The following is a 22,569-nucleotide window of genomic DNA, read 5'->3' as shown; positions in this document are numbered from 1 at the left end:
GCGCCGCGATGGCGACCACGCAGATCCTGTTCATCCGTCACGGCGAGACGGCCTGGAACCGCATCAAGCGCATCCAGGGCCACATCGACATTCCGCTGGCCGACTCGGGGCTCGCTCAGGCGCAGCGGCTCGCCGTGCGGCTTGCGCGCGAAGCGCGCGAGGGGCAGCGCCTCGACGCCGTTTATTCGAGCGACCTGATGCGGGCGCAACAGACCGCGCAGCCCTTTGCCGACGCGCTCGGCTTGCCGCTCCAGTTGCGCGAAGGGCTGCGCGAGCGCGCATACGGCGCGTTCCAGGGCCATGACAGCACCGAGATCGAGACGCTGTTTCCCGATGCATACGCCGCATGGCAGACCCGCGACCCGGGCTTCGCGCCCGATGGCGGCGAGTCGCAGCGCGCGTTCTATCATCGCGTGCTGCATGCGCTCGAACCGATCGTCGTCGCTCATCCGGGCGGCCGCATCGCGTGCGTCGCGCACGGCGGCGTGCTCGACTGCGTGTACCGCTTCGCCAACGGTCTCGATCTCGCGGCGCCGCGCAACTATCAATTGCTCAACACGAGCATCAACGTCGTCGATTACGCTGACGGCCGCGCGCAGGTCGTGCAGTGGGCCGACGTGTCGCACCTCGACGCCGCGAGCGACGACGACGGCTATCGCAAGGTGCTCTGAGGCGGTCGCATCGGCGTGACGGGTTGGCGGGCGTCAGTGCGTTGCCGGCATCCGGCCGCGCGTTGGTGACTCTGACCTACTGAGCGACTTACCGACTCACCGTCATGCAGGCGGCTCGCCGCCCGACGGCGCTGCGCTGGCGCGGCGCCGTGCGCGTTTCGATACGCCGTTCACGAGCGCCCAGCGCAGCACCGGCGCGACTGCGCGCACACCGGGCCGGACCACCGCCCGCCGCAGCGGCGCGAACCGCGCGAGGCCGAGCATCTGCTGCGCCCACGGCGGCAACAGGTCGATCCCGGCGTGCATCACCAGCGTGGCGGCCGGCCGCAGCGCAGGCTTCGCGAGCGGCGCGTTCAGCAGGATGCGGATCACTTCGAACGTGCGCGGGCCGGCTTCGAGCTCCGGCTGCATGCGCGCGAGATAGGCGGCGACCTCCGCGCGCGAGCGCGGCACGGCCTGCGCGCCGAGGCGCTCGGCGATCTGCGCGGTTTCCGCGTAATAGCGATCCTGACATTCGCCGCTCAGCGCCGGATTCACATAGCGCAGATGCGCGGCCAGGAAGCTCGATACTTCCGCGACATGCACCCACGTGAGCAACGCCGGATCGTCGGCGCGGTACGGGCGGCCGTCGGGCGCGGTGCCCGATACGCGCGTGTGAATGGCCTTCACGCGCTCGATCAGCGCGAGCGCGTCCGCGCGATTGCCGAACGTGGTGCCCGATATGAACGTCGCCGTGCGGCGCAGGCGGCCGAGGATGTCGGTGCGAAACGACGAATGATCCCAGACGCCCGCCAGCGCGAGCGGATGAAGCGCCTGCAACAGCAGCGCCGAGACGCCGCCGGTCATCATCGACGCGAAATCCGCATGTACGCGCCAGCAGACCGCGTCCGGCCCGAACAGCCCGGGGTCGCCGGGCGGTGATGAATAGTCGATCGACGGGCCGCCGCTGCCGGTCGTCAGGTGCGTGACGCCGGCCGCGAGCCGCTTGCGCAGCGGCTCGATCCAGCGCGGGCCCGCGCTCGGCGCGGCGGGATGACGACGGGGCGGCGTGGTCATGGCTGGTTGGCCGGGAGCGACGCGGCGGGCTACGCGCCGTCGGGCGTGTTCCACATGCTGCCTTCCGCACTGCCGGCCGCCGGCGCGGACAGCCCGAAATGGCGGTAGGTGAGCAGCGTCGCGACGCGCCCGCGCGGCGTGCGCTGCAGGAAGCCTTGCTGGATCAGGTACGGTTCGAGCACGTCCTCGATCGTGTCGCGCTCCTCGCCGATCGCGGCCGCGAGGTTGTCGATGCCGACCGGGCCGCCGTCGAACTTGTGCAGGATGGCTTCGAGCAGCTTGCGGTCCATCAGGTCGAAGCCGACCGGATCGACGTCGAGCATCGCGAGCGCGGCATCGGCGACGGCCGCGGTGATCTGTCCGTCGGCCTTCACTTCCGCGTAGTCGCGCACGCGGCGCAGCAACCGGTTCGCGATCCGCGGCGTGCCGCGCGAGCGCTTCGCGATTTCCAGCGCGCCGTTCGGGTCGATCTGCGCGTTCAGCAGTGCCGCCGAGCGCCGCACGATGCGCGACAGCTGCTCGGCGTCGTAGAACTCCAGCCGCGCGACGATCCCGAAGCGATCGCGCAGCGGATTGGTGAGCATCCCCGCGCGCGTCGTTGCGCCCACCAGCGTGAACGGCTGCAGATCGAGCTTCACGCTGCGCGCGGCCGGACCTTCGCCGATCATGATGTCGATCTGGTAATCCTCGAGCGCCGGATACAGGATTTCCTCGACGACCGGCGACAACCGGTGGATCTCGTCGATGAACAGCACGTCGTTCGCTTCGAGATTGGTCAGCAGCGCGGCGAGGTCGCCGGCGCGCTCGAGCACCGGGCCCGACGTCTGGCGCAGATTCACGCCCATTTCGCGCGCGATGATGTGCGCGAGCGTGGTCTTGCCGAGGCCCGGCGGGCCGAACAGCAGCACGTGGTCGAGCGGCTCGGAGCGGCGTTTCGCGGCCTCGATGAAGATCTCGAGCTGACCGCGCACCTTCTCCTGGCCGACGTAATCGTCGAGCTGGCGCGGCCGCAGCGCGCGTTCGAACACCTCCTCGTGCGACGAGGCGGGCGTGGCGGCGATGATCCGCTCGGCGGCGAGTTTGTCGGTTTCAATCATGCGGGCATTGTACCGCGCGCCGTCGCGCGCCCGAATCGGCCGAACGGCCGACTGGCGCGCGCCGCCCGGCGGCGCAACACTGGCTCCGACAGCCCGGCCCGACAGCCCGACAGCCCGGCCGTTACGCCTTCGACAGCGCCTTGAGCGCGAGCTTGATGCCGTCGGACACGCCGGTGCCGGCCGGCACGTTCTTGATCGCCGCGAGGCCTTCCTTTTCGGAATAGCCGAGCGCGACGAGCGCGTTCAGGATGTCGGCCGCGTGGTCGGACGGCGACGCGGCGCCGGCGAGCGCACCGAGGTCCGCGCCGAGCTTGCCCTTCAGTTCGAGCAGCAGGCGTTCGGCGGTCTTCTTGCCGATTCCCGGCAGGCGCGTGAGACGGGCGGCGTCCTGCATCGTCACGGCTTGCGCGAGCTCCTGCACGCTCATGCCGGACAGCACCGCGAGCGCCATGCGCGCGCCGATGCCGGTGATCTTCAGCAGCTCGCGGAAGGTCGTGCGCTCCTGCGGCGTCAGGAAGCCGTACAGGAGGTGGGCGTCCTCGCGCACGATCTGCTGCGTGAGCAGCACGACGCGCTCGCCCGTTTGCGGCAGGTTGTAGAAGGTGCTCATCGGCACGTCGATTTCATAGCCGACGCCGTTGCAGTCGACGAGCAGGTGAGGCGGGTTCTTTTCGAGCAGGATGCCGGCGATGCGACCGATCATGGATGGCGGGATGCGAGGAAGAAAGCGCGAGTGTAGCGCAGCTGCGGCGCGATGCCGATGGGAGGGTGGCGGGGGGGCTTGCGCAAGGCGCGCGAGTTGCGCAAGGCCGGCCAAATGGCGAACCGGCGACACGGCGAAACGGCGCATCGCGACTACGCACACGTTTCGTGCGAGACGATCCGCCGTGTCAGGCGCCGGACCGACGAGGCCGCCCACGTCAGCCGACGAGCCGCCCGCGTCGCACACGCAGCCCCTTGCGCGCGAGCGCGGGCGCGAGGCCGCTGATCGTGCCGAGCGTATTGCCGCTGTGTGCATGGCAGATCGCCATCCCGAGCGCGTCGGCCGCGTCGCTGCCCGGCTGGCCCGACAGATTGAGGAGCCGCGTGACCATCTCCTGCATCTGCGATTTGGTCGCGCGGCCGTAGCCGACGACGGCCTGCTTCAGTTGCAACGCGGTGTACTCGGCAACCGGCAACCCGCCCGCGACGAGCCCGCAGATGGCGGCGCCGCGCGCCTGCCCGAGCAGCAGCGTCGACTGCGGGTTGACGTTGACGAACACCTGTTCGATCGCGGCCTGGTCGGGCGCGTGTTCGCGCACGAGCGTCGACACGCCCTGGAAGATCGTGCCGAGCCGCGTGGCGAGGTCGGCGGTCGGCGTGCGGATCACGCCGCTCGCGACATACGCGAGCCGATGGCCGCTGACGTCGATCACGCCGAAGCCGGTGACGCGCAGGCCGGGGTCGATGCCGAGAATTCGCATGAGTGAGGAGAAAGACGGGATGCAGCGATACTACAACGAACGGTGCGCGGTGCCGGCCGCACGACAGCGTGCATCGGCGCCGCGCAATAAAAAACCCGGCGAGCAGGCTGCCGCCGGGTTCTCGAGCCGCGGCCGCACGGGCCGCGAGCGATCAGTGACGGAAGTGACGCACGCCCGTCAGCACCATCGCGATGCCGTGTTCGTCGGCCGCCGCGATCACTTCGTCGTCGCGCATCGAGCCGCCCGGCTGGATCACGCAGGTCGCGCCCGCGGCCACGACCACGTCGAGACCGTCGCGGAACGGGAAGAACGCATCCGACGCGACGGCCGAGCCGGCCAGCGTGAGGCCCGCGTTCTGCGCCTTGATGCTCGCGATGCGCGCGGAGTCGACGCGGCTCATCTGGCCTGCACCGACGCCCAGCGTCATGCCGTTGCCGCAGAACACGATCGCGTTCGACTTCACGTACTTCGCGACGCGCCATGCGAACAGCAGGTCGTCCATTTCCTTCGCGCTCGGCTGGCGCTTCGTGACGACGCGCAGCTCGCTCGGCTGCACGTTCCGCGAATCGAGCGACTGCACGAGCAGGCCGCCGCCCACGCGCTTCAGGTCGAATGCGTTGTGGCCGTCGCCGAGTGCGATCTCGAGCAGGCGCACGTTCTGCTTCGCGGCGAATACCTGCTGCGCGGCGGCCGAGAACGACGGCGCGATCAGCACTTCGACGAACTGCTTCGCGACGGCTTGCGCGGCTGCCTCGTCGACTTCGCGGTTGAACGCGATGATGCCGCCGAACGCCGACGTCGGGTCGGTCTGGAACGCCTTCGCGTATGCGTCGGCCGGGTCGTTGCCGACCGCGACGCCGCACGGGTTCGCATGCTTGATGATCACGCACGCCGGTGCGTCGAACGTCTTCACGCATTCCCACGCCGCGTCGGAATCGGCGATGTTGTTGTACGACAGTTCCTTGCCCTGCAACTGGCGGTAGTTCGCGAGCGCGCCGGCCGGTGCGGCCAGATCGCGGTAGAACGCGGCGCTCTGGTGCGGGTTCTCGCCGTAGCGCAGGTCCTGCACCTTGTCGAACGCGAGGTTCAGCGTGGCCGGATACGTGCTGCGCGAGGCGTGCTGCAGCTCGTCGGTCAGGCTCGTCAGGTAGTTCGTAATCGCGCCGTCGTATTGCGCGGTGTGCGCGAACACCTTCGTCGCGAGGCGGAAGTTGGTCGCGTAGCCGATCGCGTTGCCGTTCGCCTTCATTTCATCGAGCACGACCGCGTAGTCGGCCGGATCGACGACGACGGTCACGTCGCGGTGGTTCTTCGCGGCCGAGCGCAGCATCGTCGGGCCGCCGATGTCGATGTTCTCGATCGCGTCGGCGAGCGTGCAGTCGTCCTTCGCAATCGTCGCGACGAACGGATACAGGTTCACGACCAGCAGGTCGATCGTCGGGATGTCGTGCTGTTCGAGCGCCTGCATGTGCTCGGGCAGATCGCGGCGCGCCAGGATGCCGCCGTGCACCTTCGGGTGCAGCGTCTTCACGCGCCCATCGAGCATTTCCGGGAAGCCCGTGTAATCGGCCACTTCGGTCACGGGCAGGCCGGCGTCGGCGAGGAGTTTCGCGGTGCCGCCGGTCGACAGCAGCTTGACGCCGAGGTCGGACAGCGACTTCGCGAAGTCGACGATGCCGGTCTTGTCGGAAACGGAAATGAGCGCTTGCTTGATCATGATGGAACCACCAATAGCCAGGGAAACGGGGACGGGACGGCCGGCTACAGCAGGCCGTGCTGCTGCAGCTTCTTGCGCAGCGTGTTGCGATTGATGCCGAGATACTCCGCGGCGAGCGACTGGTTGCCGCCGGCCTGTACGAGCACGACCTCGAGCATCGGCTTTTCGACGCAGGACATCACCATTTCATAGACGTCGTGCGGATTGGAGCCGTCTAGATCCCGGAAATACACGTCCAGGCTCTCGCGGACACATTGTTCGATGTTGTGCTTGCTCATGCTGCTAACTGGTTATGGTCGTCCGACTCGCGCTGGCCGTTTTCGGGTTCGTCGTCGACGTACACGAGGCGGTCCGACAGCGCCTCTTGCGCGTCGAAGAATGCGTTGACGGCGGCGAGCTGCTCGCGGGTGGAATCGAGCGTGTTCATCCTGTGCCGGAACCCGTTGGCACCGGAAAGGCCGCGAGTGTACCAGCCGATGTGCTTGCGCGCAGTACGGACTCCGGTGAATTCGCCATAGAACGCGTAGTGATCTTCCAGGTGCTCGTTCATCACCTGCCGGATCTCGTCGATGCGCGGCGGCGGCAGCAGCTCGCCGGTTTGCAGGAAATGATCGATTTCGCGGAACAACCACGGACGGCCTTGCGCGGCGCGACCGATCATCAGCGCGTCGGCGCCGGTGGCGTCGAGCACGGCCTTCGCTTTTGCCGGCGACGCGATGTCGCCGTTCGCGACGACCGGAATGCCGACGGCCGCCTTCACGGCCGCGATGGTTTCATACTCGGCGTCGCCGTGGTACAGGTCGGCGCGCGTGCGGCCGTGCACGGTCAGCATCGAGATGCCCGCGGCTTCGGCGAGGCGGGCGACGGTGACCGCGTTCTTGTGTTCGCGATCCCAGCCGGTGCGGATCTTCAGCGTGACGGGCACCGCATCCGGCCCCGTGCCGACCGCCGCGACGACGGCCTCGACGATGCGCTGCACGAGCGGCTCGTTCTGCAGCAGCGCCGAGCCGGCCGCGACGTTGCAGACCTTCTTCGCCGGGCAGCCCATGTTGATGTCGATGATCTGCGCGCCGTTGTCGACGTTGTAGCGGGCCGCTTCGGCCATCATTGCCGGATCGGCGCCGGCGATCTGCACTGCGATCGGCTCGACTTCGCCCTCGTGGTTGGCGCGCCGCATCGTCTTCGCGCTCTTCCACAGCTGCGCATTCGACGCGACCATTTCGGACACCGCGTAGCCGGCGCCGAGCCGCTTGCACAGCTGGCGGAACGGACGATCGGTGACGCCGGCCATCGGGGCGACGAACAGGTTGTTGCGCAGAACGTGAGAGCCGATAACGGGCATCGCAATGGCACCTCCCGCGAGCGCCGGGACGTCGCGGGCCAAAAAGGGCGGAGGGAAAACGCGCATTTTACCGTATTCCCATGCCCCGCCGATTTGACCCGGTTTGACCGGGTTCGACCGATCATGTCGAACGAGCCGAACGCACCGAACGCGCCGAACGCGCCGAACGCACCGAATGCACCGAATGCGCCGAATGCACCGAATGCACCGAATGCGCCGAATGCGCCGAATGCGCCGAACCCGCCGCCCGCTCAGCTGCGCTGGCCGAACATCATCTGGCGCGCGATCGCCTTCTTCAGCGGCGGCACGAATTCGAGCGCGGTGAGCGCCGCGCCGCGCAGCAGCGGCAGCGGCCCGGCATCGACGGTGAACAGGCGCGCGAGCGTGTCGGTCGCGCCGATCGTGAAGCGCCGGTCGAGTGCGCGCCGCGCGTTGAAGGCGGCGAGAGCCGTCGGTTCGAAGCCCTGCGCCGACACCGCGTCGACGAGCGTGTGTGCATCGCGCAGGCCGAGGTTCAAGCCCTGGCCGGCCACCGGGTGCAGCGTCTGCGCGGCATTGCCGACGATCGCGACGCGGCCGTTGACGAGCGTTTGCGCCGCGGCCAGCCCGAGCGGGAACGATGCGCGCGCGGCGATCGCGACGAAGCGGCCCATGCGCTCGCCGAACGCGCTGCCGAGCTCGTGCAGGAACGCATCGTCGGGCAGCGCGACGCGGCGCGCCGCCTCGTCGGGCGCGCAGCACCAGACGAGCGCATAGTCGGCCTGGCGCGGGCCGCCGAGCGGCAGCAGCGCGAGCGGCCCTTCGTGCGTGAAGCGCTCCCACGCGACGTTCGGGCGCGGCGAGGACACGGTGACCGTGCCGACGATCGCGGTCTGCCCGTAGTCGCGCCGATGCTTGTCGGCATCGGCCTGCCGCTCGTGGAACAAGCCGCCTTCGGCGTTGATGATGATCCGGGCGCGCAGCGTGCGCTCGCCGTGCGGGCCGTCGAGCGTCAGCGTGACGCCGTCGGCGTCCTGCTGCGGCGCGCGTGCGGTGGTCGACGTGAGCCAGTCGACGCGCGTGCCGTGCACGGCACGCGCGAGCGTCTGCACGATCGAACCGTAGCGCACCACGTAACCGAGCGCGGCGACGTCGTGCTCGTCGCGGTCGATCAGCGTGCGGCCGAAATGACCGCGCTGCGATACGTGGATGTGTTCGATCGGCGTCGCATCGGCCGGCCAGCCGAGCGTGTCGAGCAGCACGCGGCTGCCGTGCGACACGGCGATCGCGCGCGGATCGTTCGCGCTCGCAGCGGGCTCGCGCGCGTCGATCAGTGCGATCGACGCGTGCTGCGTGGCGCTGCGTCGGGCGAGCCAGCCGGCCAGCGCAAGCCCGACCGGGCCCGCGCCGACGATGGCAAGGTCATATTCCGGCGTGGCCGGGGAGGAAGCGGTCGTCATCGGTGTTCGTGAAACGGGGTAACTGGGAACGGCGTATCAATGGCAGATCACCGGCGAGGCAACGGCGAAGCGACTGCGGCGCGACGGTGAATCAACCGCAGCGCGACCGTGAAGCAACAACGAGCCCCGCGCCTGCACGCTCACCCACCGTGCGCCGCGCCCGCGCGCATCAGCGCCTCGATGTCGGCGGCCGCGACCGGCACGTCGCGCGTGATCAGCTCGCAGCCGTGCTCGCGCACGATCGCGTCGTCCTCGATGCGGATGCCGATGTTCCAGTATTCGGGCGGCACGTCGTCGGCGGCGCGCACGTACAGGCCGGGTTCGACGGTGAGCGTCATGCCGGCCGCGAGCGTGCGCCACGGCAGCGCGCCGTTGGCGTCGCGCGCGGCGAGGCGCTCGCGGTAGTCGCCGCAATCGTGCACGTCCATGCCGAGCCAGTGGCCGGTGCGGTGCATGTAGAAGCGGGCATACGCGCGCTCGGCGATCACGTCGTCGACGCTCGAAAAGCGCGTCTTCGCGATGATCCCGGTGTCGAGCAGCCCTTGCGCGAGCACGCGCACGGCCGCGTCGTGTGGCGCCTCGAACGGCACGCCGGCGCGCGTCGCGTCGACCGCCGCCTGCTGGGCGGCCAGCACGATGTCGTACAGCGTGCGCTGCGCGGGCGAGAAGCGGCCGTTCGCCGGGAACGTGCGGGTGATGTCCGACGCGTAGCCGTCGAGCTCGCAGGCGGCGTCGATCAGGATCAGGTCGCCGTCGCGCGCGGCCGCGTTGCCGGCCGGATAGTGAAGCACGCACGCGTTCGCGCCGGCCGCGACGATCGACCCGTACGCTGGCGCCTGCGCGCCGTGCTTGCGGAACGTGTACAGCAGCTCGGCCTCGAGTTCGTATTCGCGGATGCCGGGCCGGCACGCCTGCATCGCGCGGCAATGTGCGAGCGCCGAGATGTGCGCGGCGCGCGTCATGATCGCCAGCTCGTGTTCGTCCTTCACGAGCCGCATGTCGTCGAGCAGCGGCGTGAGGTCGCGCAGCGCATCGGGCGCGGCGACGCCCGCGCGCGCCTGCGCGCGCACTGCCTCGAGCCAGCCGGCGAGCTGGCGCTCGAACTGCGTCGACGCGCCGAAGCGGTAGTGCACGGTGCCCGCGTCGGCGAGCAGGCGCGGCATTTCGGCGTCGATCACGTCGACCGCATGAGCCGCATCGAAGCCGAACGCGTCGCGCGCGGCGTCGGGCCCGTAATGGAAGCCTTCCCAGGTTTCGCGGTCGGCGTTCTTCGCGCGGCAGAACAGGATGGATTGCGGGCTGCCCTGCGGGCCGGCCGCGTTCAGCACGAGCACGGCATCCGGCTCGGTGAAGCCCGTCAGGTAGTAGAAGTAGCTGTCGTGCCGGTACGGGTAGGCCGTATCGCGGTTGCGCAGCATTTCGGGCGCGGTGGGGACGATGGCGACGCCGCCGCCGGCGGCGCGCAGTGCGGAAAGCACGCGTTCGCGGCGCTGGCGGTAGACGTCGACGGCGATGGCGGTATCGAGGGGCGCATTCATTCGTGCGATTGTAGCGCCGCCGGACGCGGCGCGTGAGACGGGAGTCGGCGGCGCGCCGGCGTCGGCTGTTGCAAACCATCCACAGGCAGGACGGCCGATTTTCTACCCCGTCGCACCGGCCGGTTATGATCGGCGACAACGTATACTCTCGGCGGTTCCCTTAAAAAGGCAGATGATGAAATTAATCGGTTCGCTCAGCAGCCCGTACGTCCGAAAGGCGCGGATCGTGCTCGCTGAAAAGAAGATCGACTACAAGCTGGAGCTCGAGAACGTGTGGGCGCCGGACACGAACATTCAGGCATCGAATCCGCTCGGCAAGGTCCCGTGTCTCGTGATGGAAGATGGTGCGGCGGTGTTCGATTCGCGCGTGATCTGCGAATACGTCGACACGCTGTCGCCGGTCGGCAAGCTGATTCCGCCGTCCGGGCGCGAGCGCGTCGAAGTGCGCTGCTGGGAAGCGCTCGGTGACGGCGTGCTCGATGCGTCGGTGGCGATCCGTCTCGAGCACACGCTGCGCGAGGAAGGGCAGCGCAGCGCGAGCTGGATCGCACGCCAGCAGCGCAAGATCGACGACGGTCTGGTCGCGATGTCGCAGGGCCTCGGCGGCAAGACCTGGTGCGTCGGCAATCACTACACGCTCGCCGACATCGCGCTCGGCTGCACGCTCGGCTATCTGGACTTCCGGATGCCCGAGCTGAACTGGCGCGACCGTCATCCGAACCTCGACAAGCATTTCGCGAAGCTGTCGCAGCGGCAGACGTTCGTCGACACGCTGCCGCAGGGCTGAGCGGCCACGCGCCGCGGATTGAGCAGACAAAAGAAAAGCGCCGCTCGGGCGCTTTTCTTTTTTGCGGATGCGGCGAGCGATCGATCAACCGCTCAACCGCTCAACCGATCAACCACCGCGCCGCGCTGACGTCATTCGATCGACGCGTACGCATTCTCGCCGAGCACGAACGAATCGCTGCGCGCGATCGGCCACCACTTGTCGTACAGCGTATAGCCGCAAGTGCGGCCCTCGAGCAGCGCGCCCGGCTTCAGATACTTCAGCAACTGCGACATCAGCCGGACCTCGTGCGGCGCGACGCGTTGCACGATGTGATGCGCGCGCAGCTCGGACGGATGCCCGAGGCCGGCCGCCTGCACGAGCTCCTGCAGCGCATGCAGCGTGTTGCGATGGAAGTTGTACACGCGTTCGGCCTTGTCGGGCACGACGAGCGCGCGCTGGCGCACCGGGTCCTGCGTGGCGACGCCGGTCGGGCAGCGGTCGGTGTGGCAGTGCTGCGCCTGGATGCAGCCCACCGCGAACATGAAGCCGCGCGCCGAATTCACCCAGTCCGCGCCGATCGCGAGCGTGCGCGCAATGTCGAACGCGCTGATGATCTTGCCGCTCGCGCCGATCTTCACGCGGTCGCGCACGCCGATCCCGACGAGCGTGTTGTGCACCATCAGCAAGCCTTCCTGCAGCGGCACGCCGACGTGGTCGGTGAATTCGAGCGGCGCCGCACCGGTGCCGCCCTCCGCACCGTCGACGACGATGAAGTCCGGCACGATGCCGGTCTCGATCATCGCCTTCGCGATCCCGAAGAACTCCCACGGATGGCCGATGCACAGCTTGAAGCCGGTCGGCTTGCCGCCGGACAGCGTGCGCAGCCGCTCGACGAATTCGAGCAGCCCGCGCGGCGTCGAGAATTCGGAATGCGTCGCGGGCGAGATGCAGTCCTTGCCCATCGGTACGCCGCGCGTCTCGGCGATTTCCGGCGTGATCTTAGCGGCCGGCAGCACGCCGCCGTGGCCGGGCTTCGCGCCCTGCGACAGCTTGATCTCGACCATCTTGACCTGCGGGTCGGCCGCCTGCTTCGCGAACTTGTCCGGGTTGAACGTGCCGTCGTCGTTGCGGCAGCCGAAGTAGCCGGACGCGATCTCCCAGATGATGTCGCCGCCGTGCTCGCGGTGATACTTCGACAACGAGCCTTCGCCGGTGTCGTGCGCGAAGCCGCCTTTCTTCGCGCCGAGGTTCAGCGCGCGGATCGCATTCGCGGACAACGACCCGAAGCTCATCGCCGAGACGTTGAGGACCGAGATGTCATACGGCTGCGCGCGGTTCGCGCCGACGCGCACGCGGAAGTCGTGGTTCGGCAGCCGGGTCGGTGCGAGCGAGTGGCTGATCCATTCGTGCGCGACCGACTTCACGTTCAGCTCGGTGCCGTACGGGCGGTTGTCGGCGACGTTCTTCGCGCGCTGGTAGACGAGGCTGCGCTGCGCGCGCGAGAACGGCTTCTCGTCGGTGTCGTCCTCGACGAAGTACTGGCGGATTTCGGGGCGGATGAACTCGAACAGGAAGCGGAAATGGCCCCACAGCGGATAGTTGCGCAGGATCGCGTGGCGGTCCTGGTTCAGGTCGTACAGGCCGAGGGCGACGAGGGCGACGGGGACAATGATCCACAGCCAGGACAGCGCATGGATCGACGCGAGTGCGGCTGCGGCGGCGAGCAACAGCACGGCACCCCACATCGCGAGGTAACGTCTGGAAAGCATGGGGGAACTCCGTGAAAGTAGGCCGCCATGCGTACGCTGCGACGGCGGCGCGCCGGCCTCGGTGCAATCGTGTTGCGCCGGGCGCGGCGTGCCGCAAGTCTAAACCGAATGGGTGTCAGCGTGCTTCGACGAGTGCCGCTGCGGGGGCCGCAGCAGCAGCATCGCGGCCGCTGGCCGCGTGCTCGATGATGCCGCCGCCCAGGCAGATCTCGCCGTCGTACAGCACGGCCGACTGGCCGGGCGTGACGGCCCATTGCGCGTCGTCGAACGCGAGCGTGAAGCGCGCCTCGCCGGCCGGCCCGGCTGCGGCCGCGCCGAACCGGCATGCCGCGTCGGCCTGCCGGTAGCGGGTCTTCGCGCCGCACGCGAAGCCGTCGGCCGGCGGCTCGCCGGCGACCCAGCTGACGTTGCCCGCGACGAGCTCGTGCGACAGCAGCCACGGATGGTCGTGGCCCTGCACGACGTACAGCGTGTTCGACGGGATGTCCTTCGCGGCGACGAACCACGGCTCGCCGCTGCCGTCCTTGCTGCCGCCGAGCCCGATGCCCTTGCGCTGGCCGAACGTGTAGAACGCGAGGCCGATGTGCTCGCCGACGCGCTTGCCGTCGGGCGTCTTCATCGGGCCGGGCTTGGTCGGCAGATAACGGTTCAGGAAGTCGCGGAACGGCCGTTCGCCGATGAAGCAGATGCCGGTCGAATCCTTCTTCTTCGCGTTCGGCAGGCCGATCTGCGCGGCGATCTCGCGCACCTTCGTCTTCGGCATCTCGCCGAGCGGGAACATCGTCTTCGACAGTTGCGCCTGGTTCAGCCGGTGCAGGAAGTACGACTGATCCTTCGTGTGATCGAACGCCTTCAGCAGCTCGAAGCGGCCGTCGCGCTCGCGCACGCGCGCGTAGTGGCCGGTCGCGATCATCTCGGCGTCGAGCGACATCGCGTGATCGAGGAACGCCTTGAACTTGATCTCGGCGTTGCACAGCACGTCCGGGTTCGGCGTGCGGCCGGCCGAGTACTCGCGCAGGAATTCGGCGAACACGCGGTCCTTGTATTCGGCCGCGAAGTTCACGGCTTCGACGTCGATGCCGATCAGATCGGCCACCGACACGACGTCGATCCAGTCCTGGCGCGTCGAGCAGTATTCGCCGTCGTCGTCGTCTTCCCAGTTCTTCATGAACAGGCCGACCACGTCGTATCCCTGTTCCTTCAGCAGCCACGCGGTCACCGACGAATCGACGCCGCCCGACATGCCCACCACTACACGGCGCTTGCTCATTTGTTCACCGCCTGACGGTCGAATGCTTGCGGCCGCGGCGCGACCGAATGCGTATGCACGAAATCGAGCGGGATGCGCCGCCCGGCGAGATAGTCGTCGACGCAGCGCATCACCGCCGGCGAGCGGTGACGCTCGCTGCACGCGCGCAGTTCGTCGGCGCTCAGCCACAGCGTGCGGACGATGCCGTCGTCGAGCGCGTGACCGGGCAGCGGTTCGCCCGCGGTGCCGCAGAACGTGAAGCGCAGATAGGTCGCGCCCGCGCTGCCGGGGCGCTCGTAGTGCGCGAGGTAGACGCCGACGAGCGCCGTGGGGACGAACGGATGCGCGGTTTCTTCGAGCGTCTCGCGGATCACGGCGTCGGCGAGCGTTTCGCCGGCCTCCAGATGGCCGGCCGGCTGGTTGATGCGCAGGCCCGTCGAGGTTTCTTCCTCGATCACGAGGAAGCGGCCGTCTCGCTCGACGAGCGCCGCGACGGTCACATGCGGGGTCCAGATTTCGGGTTTCATGGTTCGACATTTTACCGGTTGCGACCGGCGGGTGCCGGGCGGTCGGGTGATCTATCCGACCCTTTTGGACCCGAAACGTCGCCAAGTCGCCAGGTCACCCCGGCCGTCACGCCGCGACGATCGTCGCGACGCACGCTGCGATCGCGTCGCGCACCCGCACGATCGCCGGGTCGCGCTGCGCGCTCGTGCGCCAGCCGATCTCGACCGGATAGTGCGGCAGCTCGACCGGGCACGCGAGCGCGCGCAGCGACGTCGCGCGTTCGATCGCGCGGGCCGCGTGCGCCGGAATCGTGGCGACCGCGTCGGAGCCCGCGAGCAGGTACGGCAGCGCGGCGAAGTGCGTCGTGGACGCGGCGACGCGCCGCTTGTGGCCGAGCGCCGCCAGCGCCTCGTCGACGATGCCGATCACGCCGCCCGACGACACGAGCACGTGATCGCGCCGCAGAAACTCCGCGAGCGACAGCGCGCGCGGCGCGCGAGCGCTGCCCGCCGGGTCGATCACGCATGCGTAGCCGCCGGTCGCGACCGCGCGCCGGCTGAGCCCGTGCGCGGAAAACCCGCCCGACGCGATCGCGAGATCGACGCCGTGCCGCAGCAGCGCGTCGCCGGCGATCCCGCTGTGCGTCTGCCGGAAGATCAGGCGGATGCCCGCGGCGTCGCGCGCGACCGCGTCGATCAGCGCGCGGCCGAGCGCGATCTCGAAGTCGTCCGACAGCCCGACCGAAATCGTTCGGCCGATCCGCTCGCCCGCGTCGGCGGCGATCGCGAGGCTCGCGCGGCAGCGGTCGAGCGCGTCCGACAGGATCGGCTTCAATTCGTCCGCGCGCGGCGTCGGCGCGAGCCCGCGGCCGGTGCGCACGAACAGCGGATCGGCGTAGATCACGCGCAGCCGCGCCAGCGCGGCGCTGGCCGCCGATTGCGTGAGGCCGAGCCGCAACGCCGCGCGGCTCGCGCCGCCTTCCTCGTACAGCGCCTCGAAGACCTTCAGCAGGTTCAGGTCGAGCCCGGCGATATCATCTGCATTCATGTCAGTTATCGTGCTATCGATTTGATCGATGACATGATATCGGCAAAGATGGCGTCTCCCATTCGATCCCGTTCCATCCCGTTCGACACCTTCACCGGAGACGCCTTCATGTCCACCTCAGTCATCGCCGCGCTGCAGATCGGCGCATCGCCGGCCGGCACGCGCGCCACGCTCGACGCGATCCTCGCTTACGAAACCGCGATCCGCGACAGCGGCGCATCGCTCGTGGTGTTGCCCGAGGCGGTGCTCGGCGGCTATCCGAAAGGCGAGACGTTCGGCACGCGGCTCGGCTACCGGCTGCCCGAGGGCCGCGAGGCGTACGCGCGCTATGCGGCGCAGGCGATCGACGTGCCGGGACCGGAAACCGACGAACTGGCCGCGCTGTCGCAGCGCACGGGCGCGAGCCTCGTGATCGGCGTGATCGAGCGCGGCGGCAGCACGCTGTATTGCACCGCGCTGTTCTTCGATCCGCGCGACGGGCTCGTCGCGAAGCACCGCAAGCTGATGCCGACCGGCACCGAGCGGCTGATCTGGGGGCAGGGCGACGGCTCGACGCTGCCGGTGGTCGACACGGCCGCGGGCCGCGCGGGCGCCGCGATCTGCTGGGAGAACCACATGCCGCTGCTGCGCTGCGCGATGTATGCGAAAGGCGTGCAGATCTGGTGCGCGCCGACCGTCGACGAGCGCGATCTGTGGCAAAGCTCGATGCGCCACATCGCGCACGAAGGCCGCTGCTTCGTCGTGAGCGCGTGCCAGGTGCAGCCGTCGCCGCGCGCGCTGGGCATCGACGTGCCGGGCTGGGACCCGGAGCGGCCGCTGATCCGCGGCGGCAGCGTGATCGTCGGGCCGCTCGGCGATCTGCTGACCGAGCCGCTGATCGGCGAGCCCGGCCTCGTGACGGCGCGCATCGATACCGACGAGCTGGTCCGCGCGCGTTACGACTTCGACGTGGTCGGGCACTACGCGCGCGCCGACGTGTTTTCGCTGCACGTCGACGAGCGCCCGAAGCGGCCGGTGGTGTTCAACGGCTGACGGCGGGATGCGAAGCGCGGCTCCGACGGCGCACGGCGCATGGCGCGCGCGCGGGCCGGGCCGGGCCGGGTGGTGGGCGCGATGTGCGAACGCGGCGCCCGTCCCGGCCGACGCGGCCGGCGGCGCAGTGAACATGGCGGGTCGCGATCGCGATGGTGGTTGCGCGCGGCGCGCGCGTCAGCATCTCGGCGCCTGCGCGATTCGCATGTAGTCGGCGATGCGCCGGCCTTCCATGTCGGGAAACTGCTCGTGCAGCGTGATGTCGCCCATCCGCGCGATGTCGAACGTGCGGAAATCGTCGCGCAGCTCGCACCACGCGCCGATCGTCCAGCGTCCGCCCCAGTACACGAGCCCGAGCGGCCACACGCGGCGCTTCGTGTGCGCGCCGAGGCGGTCGCGGTAGTCGAAGCTGACGATGTGGCGCGTATCGACGGCCTGATGGATCGCATCGACCTTCGCGCAGAACGTCTCGTCGATGTGAAACGACGGCGCGAACACCGGCAGGCGATCGAGCGCCGTGCGCTTGTCGGCGGGCATCGCCGACGCGATCTTCGCGAGCGCCGAGCGCGCGCCGCCGGCGAAGCGGGCGCCGCCCCAGGTTTCGAGCATCCGCGCGCCGACCGCGAGCGCCGCCAGTTCCTCGGCGGTGAACGTGAGCGGCGGCAGGCTCGCGTTGCGGTTCAGCCGGTAGCCGATGCCCGCTTCGCCTTCGATCGGCACGCCCGACAGCTGCAGGTCGCGCACGTCGCGATAAACCGTGCGCGGCGACACCGACAACCAGTCGGCGAGCTGCTGCGCGGTCGTCAGGCGGCGCCCGCGCAGCAGCTCGGCGATCTGGAAAAGGCGGTCGGCACGGCGCGTCATCGCGGCACCTCGACTCCTGCGGTGAGGGGATTGCCGCGATGATAGCGCCGCGCCGGCCCGCTCGCGGCTGCGCTCAGTGGCATTTCGGCGCGTGCAGGCCGACGCGGTTGCCCTCGGTATCGATCAGGTAGCCGATGTAGCCGTAGTTGTTCGGCAGCTCGACCACCGAGCCCTGCACGACGCCGCCCGCGCGCTTCGCACGCTCGAGCGCTGCGACGACCGATTCGCCGGCGTTCAGGTACACGAGCACGCCGTTCGCGCTCGGCTTCATCTGCTGCGGATCGAACACGATGCTGCCGCCCGTGTTCGACGCCTCGTGATCGAACACGGCCATCGGCACGCCGCCGATCACGTCGCGATGCAGCGTCGTCTGCAGCACGGTTTCGTAGAAGCGGATCGCCCGGTCGAAATCGAGCGACGGGATGTCGAACCATGCGATGGCACGGTCGAGGGTTGCGGGTGCGTTTGCGTTTGCAGTCGCGGACGTCATGACGAGCTCCTTGTTGTTCGGATTCTTGATGGAAACCAGCCTTGCATTGCGCCGGGATTGCAGTGTGAACGCGGGCTCCTGACAGCGTGCTGTCAGTAGTGATGGCGGTACTGACAACGCACCGCGCGCCGGTGTGGAAAGCGCCTGCCCGTTCGCGCTTCGCGCGTCGCGCGGCGGCAGCCGGCGCGCAGCGCAGCGCCGAAGCGGACGGTGGGGTGGAAGGTACGGCAGACGAAGCGGCGCACGCATCGGCGCCGCAAGTAACAACGCCCGGCGAATGCCGGGCGTCGGGGACTGGCTGTCAGCAGCCGGCCGCAGCGGCCGGTGCGCGGGAGCGGCGCGTCACGCGTCGCCTTCCGCAGCGGCCGGGCGCGCCTTGACGCTGCCGGCGATCAGGTCGAAGCGGAACAGCCGGCATTCGAGCGCGCCGTTGAACAGCGGCGTCTTCGCCGATTCGCGCAGGCGCAGCTGGCCCGGCAGCGAGCGGTCGGAGCTCAGCAGGAACGCTTGCCAGCCGGTGAAGCGCTGCTTCAGCGCATCGCCGAGCGCGTTGAAGAACTCGCTGTCGGGCGCGTCGGTGTGCGTGCGGCGGAACGCGTCGTCGTTGCCGCGGTTGCGGCCCGTCTCGCGCACCTCGCCGCGCGCGCTGCGGCCGCGCACCTCGATCCGCTCGCCGTACGGCGGATTCGCGAGGATGATGCCGGGGCCGTCGCACGGCGGCGTCATCGCGCGGGCGTCGATCTGCTTCAGCCATACCGACGGCACGCCGGCGCGCTCGAGGTTCGCGCGCGCCTTGTCGAGCATGTCGCCCGAGATGTCGCTGCCGTACACACCGAGCGGATCGCGCTTGCTGCGCGCGGCGCGCTTCGCGTCGAGCGCGGGGACTTTCAGGCCCTGCCATGCGGTGATGTCGTACTGCTTGAGCTTTTCGAAGCCGAAGCGGCGCTCGACGCCCGGTGCGACGCCCAGCGCGATCTGCGCGGCTTCCGCGAGGAACGTGCCGCTGCCGCACATCGGGTCGTACAGCGGCGTGCCGGGCGTCCAGCCGGTCAGACGCAGGATGCCGGCCGCGAGGTTCTCGCGCAGCGGCGCCGCGCCCTTGTCGAGCCGCCAGCCGCGCTTGAACAGCGGCTCGCCCGACGTGTCGAGATACAGCGTGCATTCGCCGGTCGTGAGGAAGGCGAACACGCGTATGTCCGGCGCGCCGGTGTCGATGCTCGGGCGTGAGCCGGTCTTCTCGCGCATCCGGTCGCAGATTGCGTCCTTCACGCGCAGCGTCGCGAATTCGAGGCTCTTCAGCGGCGACTTGATCGCGGTGATGTCGACGCGCAGCGTCTGCGTCGACGCGAACCAGCGCTCCCACGGCTGCTCGAGCGCGAGCGCGTAGACGTCCTGCTCGTTGCGGTACGCGCGGTGCGCGATCTTCAGCAGGATCCGGCTCGCGATGCGCGAGTGCAGGTTCGCGGCCATCCCGGCGGCCCAGCCGCCGCGGAAGTGCACGCCGCCCGGCACCTGCGCGCCCGCGGTGAACGGCGCGCCGTTCAGGTGGCGGCCGGCGATCTCGGCCAGCTCGGCGGCGAGCGCCGCTTCGAGGCCGCGCGGGCAGGGAGCGAAGAATTCGTACAGGGTAGGCGAGGACATGAGGCGGGTGAGGACGTGCAAAAGTCCACCATTGTACGCGGCGCGGGCGGCCTCAGCCGGCGCCGCGTCCGTTTTGGCGTCCGTTTCGGCGTGCGGCCCGCGCGCGGCCGGTGCGCGCGCGCCGGCCGACCGGACGTCGCGGCGGGCCGGGCGGCCCCGCCGCGCGTGCGCCGCCGGCCCGTCGAACCGTCAGTGCGAGCCCGGCTGGCCCGCGCGAGCGGCCGGTGCGCCGGCCGGCCAGAACAGCGCCGACGGCTTCGCCAGCACCGTGCGCACGATCGCGCCGACCAGCGCGCGCACCTTGGTGCGGCGCAGGCTGCGCGAGCGCACGGCCATCGTGAACGCGAGCACGAAGCTCACCAGCACGTTGAGGATCGCCATGCTCAGCACGCCGGCGCAGGCCCACCAGAGTTCGGGCGTGCGCAGCGCGTCCTGGCCGAGCACGCCAATCGCGACGCCGATCGCGCCGGCCGACAGCGTCACGTGGCGCACCTCGAACGGGAACAGGAACACGGTGACGATCGCCGGGACTAGGCCGAGCATCAGCCCGAGCCCGACGTTGGCGACCACGCCGGCGACGTTCGAGCGGCAGAAGTGCGCGAGCTTCGCGGCGCCCGCCGCGCCGAGCGTGAGCCGCAGGCGGCGGTTGTACGTGAGCGCGTCGCCGACGCGGTGCAGCACGAACCAGTTGTCGGCCCAGCCGGCGAGCAGGCTCGACGCCCACAGCAGCACGCCGGTCAGCGCCGCGTAGAACGGCGTCGGGCCGAGCAGCGAGAACGAATGCAGGGTCGCGTGCGCCTTGGCCGGCGAGATCACGTTGGCGTGCAGCAGGTTGCCCGCGAGCAGCTGCACGAGCAGGCAGACGGGGAACACGACGAGCACGTTGCCGGAGATCGCCGCGGCCTGCGTGCGGATCAGCGCGATCACCGACGCGACGAACGCCTTCACGCCTTCGTCGTGGCCGGTGTCGTCGAGTTCGCGCGCGAGCGTGGGCGCGGTCATCGCCGGCTGCTTGGTCGCGAGCGTGAAATGCAGGAAGTGCATCAGCATGAAGCTCGCCGCGTAGTTGACACCCGCGAGCAGCCCTTCGAGCATCGACTGCAGGTGCGAGCCGGTGATCGCGAACTTCACGCACACCGTCGCGACCGTCACGAGGCCGCCGCCCGCGGCCATCCGCAGCATCTTCAGGTATTCGGCGCGGCCGCGCGAGATGTAATGCTCGCCTGTGTCCGCGTTGGTCTCGACGAGCTTGCGCGCGAACAGCGAGAAGTTGCTGCGCATCAGATGGGAGACGCTCTGGCTGTTCTGGTTCGCGTCGACCAGCTCGGCGGTGAGCCGTGCCATTCCGCGTAGGTCGTCCCGCGCCATCCATGCGTTGAGCAGCAGTTCCGCGCGCTGGATGCGCATGCGCATCCGCTCGACCTGGAACACGATGTCGACCGACACGCCGTTGCGGTACAGGTGCGCGAACACGTCGTCGACCGCGGTCCGGCATTCGTCGAGCAGCACGCGCAGATAGTTCACCTCGTGCAGCAGCTTGCTCGGATCGCCGCCGTCCTCGGCGGCCGCATGCGCGGTCTCGACCGCGAGCATCGCGCGCGTGAGGCGGTAGAACGGCTGGCCTTCGAGCGGCTTGCGCGCATCGTCGTCGGACAGGCGGCTGCGCACCGTCTGCGACAGGCCGGTCGAGCTGATCTGGCAGGTCAGGTTGTGCAGCGCGGCCAGCAGGTCGCGCGAGAACGAGCCGGGCTCGTGGCGCTCGGCGTCGGTGACGTCGAACGTGAACAGTTCGGCGAAGCGGCCGAGCAGGTCGTCGGGCAGCGCGTCGATCCATTGCGCGTCCTCCGGCGTCGGGAACATCAGCGTGAACAGCGCCGACAGCTCGCGGCGGTTCGGCGCGGGCGGGATCAGCGACGAGTCGATCCGCTCGAACAGCGCGCCGAAGAAGCCGGAATGCACGGGCATCCCGGCGTCGCACAGCAGCGAGATGCCGTCGCACTCGCGCAGGATCCCGCGCAGGATGCGCGCGGCGTGCGACTTCCACGCGGGATTGCGGTCGAGCACGTGGAACAGGTAGCGCAGTCGCGCGTGGGCCGGATACGCGCGCGCGTCGGCGTCGCGCTCGGCCGGGGCGTCCTGGCCGGGCTGCATCGCGCCGTTGCGGCGCAGCCAGTGCGCGAGCTCGATCAGCCATTCGCTGCGTTCGGCGTACGACGCGTGCGCGTCGGCGTGCGCGAGCAGCGCATCGAGCTGGTGGCTGGCATTGCGCGACGCGCGCCACTTCTTGATCAGGGTCGTCAGGGAACGAAACATAAACGGAATAGCGAAAGCCCACGGGTGGGCGGGTTCGGGATGCCGGCCGGAAACGCGGCGCGGCGCCGAGGGCAACGGTGACGCGGGTCGGGCAAGCCGGACGATGGGCGGACGGTCGCCACGTGCCGTGCGTGGGCCGTCGCGGGCCTGCGCTCGCGCGGCGCTCGGTCGGACCGGGGCGGTGCGCCATCGGCTGGCCCGCACGACAGGCGGCGCGGGTCGGGGACAGCGTAGGATCGTCAATCGGCCGCGAAAAGGCAAGCCGACCGCGTTGCGTGACGCCGGTTTTTACCGATCTCGACGAGCGAGGCGAGGTGGGCGATGGCAGAGATCGGGCGTGGGTGGTGCGGCCGGCGGTCGTGATCGGTGATGCTGCTGGAACGGGTTACCGGGTCAGGTGGGCCGGACGAGTTACAGGGGACGCGCGGACCAGACGGGTTACGCAGTGAGCGACACGGGCGATATGGACTCCGCGAGCTTCACGAACGACACGAACGACACGAACCACGCGGCTACACGCCCCATACGTCCATACGAGCCACGCACCCACACCCCCCATGCGCTC

The 22,569-nt window shown here is 69.5% G+C and carries 20 protein-coding genes; 3 read left to right on the top strand and 17 right to left on the bottom strand.

The window, feature by feature from the left end; translation table 11 throughout:
• The first annotated feature begins 8 nt into the window (after nucleotides 1-8).
• Nucleotides 9-671 (top strand): histidine phosphatase family protein, encoded by a 663-nt coding sequence (locus tag AK36_RS10725; protein ID WP_011883288.1) that lies wholly within the window; start codon nucleotides 9-11, stop codon nucleotides 669-671.
• 102 nt (nucleotides 672-773) lie between these two features.
• Here AK36_RS10725 and AK36_RS10720 read toward each other — a convergent pair whose 3' ends face one another.
• The 9 genes from AK36_RS10720 to AK36_RS10680 form a co-directional block, all read right to left on the bottom strand.
• Entirely contained in the window at nucleotides 774-1,727 is a 954-nt protein-coding gene (locus tag AK36_RS10720; RefSeq protein ID WP_045578530.1) for an oxygenase MpaB family protein, read from the bottom strand.
• Nucleotides 1,728-1,756: 29 nt separating this feature from the next.
• Nucleotides 1,757-2,824, bottom strand: a complete 1,068-nt coding sequence (gene ruvB / locus AK36_RS10715; RefSeq protein WP_011883290.1) for a Holliday junction branch migration DNA helicase RuvB — start codon at nucleotides 2,822-2,824, stop codon at nucleotides 1,757-1,759.
• Between the two features lie 121 nt (nucleotides 2,825-2,945).
• Nucleotides 2,946-3,527 (bottom strand): Holliday junction branch migration protein RuvA, encoded by a 582-nt coding sequence (gene ruvA / locus AK36_RS10710; protein ID WP_011883291.1) that lies wholly within the window; start codon nucleotides 3,525-3,527, stop codon nucleotides 2,946-2,948.
• A 217-nt stretch (nucleotides 3,528-3,744) separates the two neighbouring features.
• Nucleotides 3,745-4,287: a crossover junction endodeoxyribonuclease RuvC gene (gene ruvC / locus AK36_RS10705; protein WP_011883292.1), complete on the bottom strand. Its 543-nt coding sequence runs from the start codon at nucleotides 4,285-4,287 to the stop codon at nucleotides 3,745-3,747.
• Between the two features lie 151 nt (nucleotides 4,288-4,438).
• Nucleotides 4,439-6,004 carry a bifunctional phosphoribosylaminoimidazolecarboxamide formyltransferase/IMP cyclohydrolase gene (gene purH / locus AK36_RS10700; RefSeq protein WP_011883293.1) on the bottom strand — a complete coding sequence of 522 codons (1,566 nt, stop codon included), beginning with the start codon at nucleotides 6,002-6,004 and terminating at the stop codon, nucleotides 4,439-4,441.
• 44 nt (nucleotides 6,005-6,048) lie between these two features.
• The gene (locus AK36_RS10695) at nucleotides 6,049-6,282 is read right to left on the bottom strand and encodes a Fis family transcriptional regulator (protein ID WP_006476892.1); all 234 of its coding nucleotides are present in this window, start codon (nucleotides 6,280-6,282) and stop codon (nucleotides 6,049-6,051) included.
• Nucleotides 6,279-7,346 (bottom strand): tRNA dihydrouridine synthase DusB, encoded by a 1,068-nt coding sequence (dusB, locus tag AK36_RS10690; RefSeq protein ID WP_011883294.1) that lies wholly within the window; start codon nucleotides 7,344-7,346, stop codon nucleotides 6,279-6,281. Before dusB ends, AK36_RS10695 begins: the two co-directional genes overlap by 4 nt.
• Nucleotides 7,347-7,597: 251 nt before the next feature.
• Nucleotides 7,598-8,785: a UbiH/UbiF/VisC/COQ6 family ubiquinone biosynthesis hydroxylase gene (locus tag AK36_RS10685; RefSeq protein ID WP_045578529.1), complete on the bottom strand. Its 1,188-nt coding sequence runs from the start codon at nucleotides 8,783-8,785 to the stop codon at nucleotides 7,598-7,600.
• 140 nt (nucleotides 8,786-8,925) lie between these two features.
• Complete coding sequence (locus tag AK36_RS10680) at nucleotides 8,926-10,323, bottom strand: aminopeptidase P N-terminal domain-containing protein (protein WP_045578528.1); 1,398 nt, start codon at nucleotides 10,321-10,323, stop codon at nucleotides 8,926-8,928.
• Nucleotides 10,324-10,495: 172 nt separating this feature from the next.
• Here AK36_RS10680 and AK36_RS10675 point away from each other — a divergent pair, with 172 nt between their 5' ends.
• On the top strand, nucleotides 10,496-11,110 hold the full coding sequence (locus AK36_RS10675) for a glutathione S-transferase family protein (RefSeq protein WP_034194433.1): 615 nt from the start codon (nucleotides 10,496-10,498) through the stop codon (nucleotides 11,108-11,110).
• Nucleotides 11,111-11,241: 131 nt separating this feature from the next.
• Here AK36_RS10675 and AK36_RS10670 read toward each other — a convergent pair whose 3' ends face one another.
• The 4 genes from AK36_RS10670 to AK36_RS10655 form a co-directional block, all read right to left on the bottom strand.
• On the bottom strand, nucleotides 11,242-12,861 hold the full coding sequence (locus AK36_RS10670; protein WP_011883298.1) for an FMN-binding glutamate synthase family protein: 1,620 nt from the start codon (nucleotides 12,859-12,861) through the stop codon (nucleotides 11,242-11,244).
• Nucleotides 12,862-12,976: 115 nt separating this feature from the next.
• Entirely contained in the window at nucleotides 12,977-14,131 is a 1,155-nt protein-coding gene (mnmA, locus tag AK36_RS10665; protein WP_011883299.1) for a tRNA 2-thiouridine(34) synthase MnmA, read from the bottom strand.
• Nucleotides 14,128-14,637 carry an NUDIX hydrolase gene (locus AK36_RS10660; protein ID WP_011883300.1) on the bottom strand — a complete coding sequence of 170 codons (510 nt, stop codon included), beginning with the start codon at nucleotides 14,635-14,637 and terminating at the stop codon, nucleotides 14,128-14,130. The genes mnmA and AK36_RS10660 overlap by 4 nt, the downstream gene beginning before the upstream one ends.
• Nucleotides 14,638-14,743: 106 nt before the next feature.
• Nucleotides 14,744-15,664, bottom strand: a complete 921-nt coding sequence (locus AK36_RS10655) for a LysR family transcriptional regulator (protein ID WP_045578527.1) — start codon at nucleotides 15,662-15,664, stop codon at nucleotides 14,744-14,746.
• A 108-nt stretch (nucleotides 15,665-15,772) separates the two neighbouring features.
• On the opposite strand from AK36_RS10655, the gene AK36_RS10650 reads away from it, so the two are divergent.
• Nucleotides 15,773-16,696, top strand: a complete 924-nt coding sequence (locus AK36_RS10650; RefSeq protein WP_011883302.1) for a carbon-nitrogen hydrolase family protein — start codon at nucleotides 15,773-15,775, stop codon at nucleotides 16,694-16,696.
• A gap of 177 nt (nucleotides 16,697-16,873) precedes the next feature.
• On the opposite strand, the gene AK36_RS10645 is transcribed toward AK36_RS10650, so the two are convergent.
• From AK36_RS10645 to AK36_RS10630, 4 genes are all read right to left on the bottom strand, one after another.
• Nucleotides 16,874-17,560, bottom strand: a complete 687-nt coding sequence (locus AK36_RS10645; protein WP_014722459.1) for a helix-turn-helix transcriptional regulator — start codon at nucleotides 17,558-17,560, stop codon at nucleotides 16,874-16,876.
• Nucleotides 17,561-17,633: 73 nt separating this feature from the next.
• Nucleotides 17,634-18,050 (bottom strand): VOC family protein, encoded by a 417-nt coding sequence (locus AK36_RS10640; RefSeq protein WP_011883304.1) that lies wholly within the window; start codon nucleotides 18,048-18,050, stop codon nucleotides 17,634-17,636.
• 342 nt (nucleotides 18,051-18,392) lie between these two features.
• Complete coding sequence (locus tag AK36_RS10635) at nucleotides 18,393-19,691, bottom strand: THUMP domain-containing class I SAM-dependent RNA methyltransferase (RefSeq protein ID WP_045578526.1); 1,299 nt, start codon at nucleotides 19,689-19,691, stop codon at nucleotides 18,393-18,395.
• Between the two features lie 189 nt (nucleotides 19,692-19,880).
• Nucleotides 19,881-22,004, bottom strand: coding sequence for a site-specific recombinase (locus AK36_RS10630; protein WP_011883306.1), 2,124 nt, complete (start codon nucleotides 22,002-22,004; stop codon nucleotides 19,881-19,883).
• Between the last annotated feature and the right edge of the window lie 565 nt (nucleotides 22,005-22,569).

It is taken from the genome of Burkholderia vietnamiensis LMG 10929, assembly GCF_000959445.1.
Classification (GTDB): Bacteria; Pseudomonadota; Gammaproteobacteria; order Burkholderiales; family Burkholderiaceae; genus Burkholderia; species Burkholderia vietnamiensis.
The sequence above is the reverse complement of the archived record's forward strand: the minus strand, read 5'-3'. Positions and strand labels throughout refer to the sequence as shown.